At 62.6% G+C, this 2,852-nt stretch carries 5 protein-coding genes and 1 pseudogene; 4 read left to right on the forward strand and 2 right to left on the reverse strand.

The window, feature by feature from the left end; genetic code table 11:
• From ntrB to cynS, 3 genes are all read left to right on the forward strand, one after another.
• The coding region (gene ntrB, locus Q0S16_RS00020) for a nitrate ABC transporter permease (protein ID WP_295843671.1) at positions 1 to 707 on the forward strand (707 nt) is incomplete at its 5' end.
• A 4-nt stretch (positions 708 to 711) separates the two neighbouring features.
• Positions 712 to 1,599 carry an ABC transporter ATP-binding protein gene (locus tag Q0S16_RS00025; RefSeq protein ID WP_295843673.1) on the forward strand — a complete coding sequence of 296 codons (888 nt, stop codon included), beginning with the start codon at positions 712 to 714 and terminating at the stop codon, positions 1,597 to 1,599.
• 20 nt (positions 1,600 to 1,619) lie between these two features.
• Entirely contained in the window at positions 1,620 to 2,108 is a 489-nt protein-coding gene (gene cynS / locus Q0S16_RS00030) for a cyanase (RefSeq protein WP_295843676.1), read from the forward strand.
• A gap of 63 nt (positions 2,109 to 2,171) precedes the next feature.
• Here the strand turns inward: cynS and Q0S16_RS00035 are convergent, their stop codons facing one another.
• On the reverse strand, positions 2,172 to 2,456 hold the full coding sequence (locus Q0S16_RS00035; protein WP_295843678.1) for a type II toxin-antitoxin system RelE/ParE family toxin: 285 nt from the start codon (positions 2,454 to 2,456) through the stop codon (positions 2,172 to 2,174).
• Positions 2,453 to 2,659, reverse strand: coding sequence for a hypothetical protein (locus Q0S16_RS00040; RefSeq protein ID WP_295843680.1), 207 nt, complete (start codon positions 2,657 to 2,659; stop codon positions 2,453 to 2,455). Before Q0S16_RS00040 ends, Q0S16_RS00035 begins: the two co-directional genes overlap by 4 nt.
• 107 nt (positions 2,660 to 2,766) lie before the next feature.
• On the opposite strand from Q0S16_RS00040, the pseudogene Q0S16_RS00045 reads away from it, so the two are divergent.
• A pseudogene (locus tag Q0S16_RS00045) lies at positions 2,767 to 2,852 on the forward strand (cyanase); the annotation flags it as partial.

Genomic DNA, 2,852 nt, shown 5'->3' on the forward strand with positions numbered 1-2,852 from the left:
TGGGGCTGACCGCCACCGTCGGCAAACCGGCGATGCCCGGGCCGCTCGATGTCGGCGCCAAATTGTGGGAGCATCTGCGGCGGCCATTCTACAATAACGGCCCCAATGACAAGGGCCTCGGCCTGCAACTGGCCTATTCGATCGGCCGCGTCGGGCTCGGTTATTTCCTCGCGGTGATCGTGGCGATTCCGCTTGGTTTCCTGATCGGCATGTCGCCGCTGATGAACAAGGCGCTCGATCCCTTCATCCAGATCTTGAAGCCGATCTCGCCGCTGGCCTGGATGCCGCTGGCGCTCTACACCATCAAGGATTCCAGCCTGTCGGCGATCTTCGTGATCTTCATCTGCTCGCTGTGGCCAATGCTGGTCAACACCGCGTTTGGCGTCGCCGCGGTGCGCCGCGAATGGATCAACGTCGCGCGCACGCTGGAAGTCGGCACCATCCGACGCGCCTTCACCGTGATCCTGCCGGCCGCGGCGCCTACTATATTAACCGGGATGCGGATCTCGATCGGCATCGCCTGGCTGGTGATCGTCGCCGCCGAAATGCTGGTCGGTGGTACCGGCATTGGCTACTTCGTCTGGAACGAATGGAATAATCTGTCGATTACCAATGTAATAATAGCTATTTTATTGATCGGTCTGGTCGGCATGGTGCTCGACCAGATCCTGGCGCGCTTCACCCGCATGGTCACCTTTCCGGAGTGATGTCGTGAAATCGGACAACAAGTTCATCTCCATCGAGGGCATCTCGAAGCGCTATCCCGCCGCCGGCGGCGGCGAGGTCGCGGTGTTCGAGAATCTGTGGCTCTCCGTTCCGCGCGGCGAGTTCGGCTGCGTGATCGGCCATTCCGGCTGCGGCAAGACCACCGTGCTAAACATCCTCGCCGGGCTCGACACGCCCTCGGCCGGCACCGTGATCGTCGACGGCGCGGAGATTGCCGGCACCAGCCTCGACCGCGCGGTGATTTTCCAGAGCCACGCGCTGCTGCCCTGGCGCACGGTGATGGGCAATGTCGCTTATGCCGTCACCTCGAAATGGCGCGACTGGGACCGCGCCCGCGTCAAGGCGCATGCGCAAAGCTTCATCGACCTCGTCGGCCTCACCGGCAGCGAGCACAAGCGGCCGTCGGAACTGTCCGGCGGCATGAAGCAGCGCGTCGGCATTGCGCGGGCGCTCAGCATCACGCCCAAGATCATGCTGATGGACGAGCCGTTCTCGGCGCTGGACGCGCTGACGCGTGGGACGCTGCAGGACGAGGTGCGCCGCGTCTGCCTCGACACCGGCCAGACCACTTTCATGATCACCCATGATGTCGACGAGGCGATGTATCTCGCCGACAAGATCTTTTTGATGACTAACGGCCCCGGCGCCGTGCTGGCGGAGGTGGTGGAAAATCCGCTGCCCAAGGATCGCTCGCGCATCGACCTGCACAAGCACCCGGATTATTACGCGCTGCGCAATCACATCATCGATTTCCTGGTGACGCGCAGCAAGAGCTTTGTCGGCGCCACGCCGGATTTCGATCCGCGCCGCGTGCCGCATGTCCGCCCCGTCTCGGCCGCGCCGCTGTCGTCCGCGCAAAAAATCGCCGGCTGAATTTTCACAAGGAGACCATCATGATCCGTTCCGACCTCACCGAGAAACTGCTCGACATCAAGCGCGACAATGAATGGAGCTGGAAGCATATCTGCGCGAAGATCGGCGGCCATTCCGAGGTGCTGATCATCGGCGCCATTCTCGGCAACATGAAACTGACCAAGCCGCAGGCCGCCGCCGCCGGCGAATTGTTCGGCCTGACGAAGTCGGAGATGGCCATGCTGAACGAGGTGCCGATGCGCGCCGACAATGTGCAGATGCCGCCGACCGATCCCCTGATCTACCGCTTCTACGAGATGGTAATGGTCAACGGCCCGGCCTGGAAGGCGCTGATCGAGGAGGAATTCGGCGACGGCATCATGTCGGCGATCGATTTCGACATGGTGATGAACCGCGTCAGTCATCCGAAGGGCGACCGCGTGCAGATCACGATGTCCGGCAAGTTCCTGCCGTATAAATATTACGGCGCCACCGGCAACAACCAGGAATATGGTTTCAAGGAGGAGTAGGGGGCGCGGGCGCCACGCTCTGCGCGACGAAGCGCGACCGCGTCGTGCGGACGGGCAGGCCGATCAGTCTGCCTGCCATTTCCGTCGCGCGCCATGGCGCACATGAATGATCTCAACCGCGTCGTCAGTGGTGGCGTAGAAAATCTTGTAGCGATAGCGCCTTACCACGTGGACACGGATGTCGGGGTCGTCGGTTTGTGGATAGGCGAGCGGGTGCTCGCAGATCAGATGAATGCTGGCATAGATGGCCCGCAGGACATTGTCGGCGCCGCCGGGACTGAACTGGTCGACAAATCGATCGATGGCGTCGATATCGGCGAGGGCCTGCGCACGGTAGCGCAGTTTCATGGCAGGCCGCGCCGCTTCCAGAAAGCCTCGACCTCGTCGTCACTCGCGAGGGGGCCGTGGCGGGCAGCCGCGATGGCCGAGCGCTCGTTCGTGCTGAGACGATAAACGCCGCTGCGCCGCGCCTCGATCTCGCGCGCAAGTTCTGTGAGTTCTTCCTGATCCTCGGTCGGCCAGGACGCCACACGCTCCAGAATGCTCTTCACCCACGGATTCATGTGCGAAGTCTAGCGCCCCCGGGCTGCGAAATCCAGAGCGCGGCATCGGGCATTGTGCCGGTGCGGCCCGTGAACGCGAGGCCTGACCGGCAGCGGTCAACGGCCCGGCCTGGAAGGCGCTGATCGAGGAGGAATTCGGCGACGGCATCATGTCGGCGATCGATTTCGACATGGTGATGAA

The organism is Tardiphaga sp. (genome assembly GCF_025356345.1).
Lineage (GTDB): Bacteria > Pseudomonadota > Alphaproteobacteria > Rhizobiales > Xanthobacteraceae > Tardiphaga.